We start from the raw sequence: 539 nt of genomic DNA on the forward strand, positions 1-539 counted from the left end.
CCTACGCTGCGGTTGTGGATGCGGAAGGCAATGCGGTCTCCTTCATTCAGAGCCTGTACTTCGAATTCGGCTCGGGAGCCGCTCCGGGCGGCACCGGCGTTCTGCTCCAGAACAGAGGCTCTTTCTTCTCGCTGGACCCGGCGGCGGTCAACACGCTGGAGCCGCATAAGCGCACCTTCCATACACTGATGCCGGCGATGGCCTGCCGGGACGGCAAGCCCGCCATCCTGTATGGAACCCAGGGCGGCGAGGGGCAGCCGCAGACCCAGACGCTCCTGCTGACCCGGCTGCTGCACTATGGAATGAATCCCCAGCAGGCCGTCGACGAGCCCCGGTTCGTCTGGGGAAGAACGTGGGGCGAGCCGACCCAGGCGCTTACGATAGAAGGCAGAGTAGAGGAGCCCGTGCTCGAAGAGCTGGCTGCGGCCGGGCATAAGGTTCGGAAAGTGACGGATTACGACGGATTAGCCGGACACGCCCATGTCATCTCCATCGACGACAACGGCTACCGCAGCGGCGGCACCGACCCGCGCTGTGAC

Annotated in this window: 1 protein-coding gene; it reads left to right on the forward strand. The window is 64.7% G+C overall.

Annotation, left to right across the window (positions count from 1 at the left end; all coding sequences use genetic code 11):
- On the forward strand, positions 1-539 hold a 539-nt coding region (locus tag L692_RS0117350), incomplete at both ends, for a gamma-glutamyltransferase (protein WP_025701373.1).

Source organism: Paenibacillus forsythiae T98 (assembly GCF_000520735.1).
Lineage (GTDB): Bacteria > Bacillota > Bacilli > Paenibacillales > Paenibacillaceae > Paenibacillus_AQ > Paenibacillus_AQ forsythiae.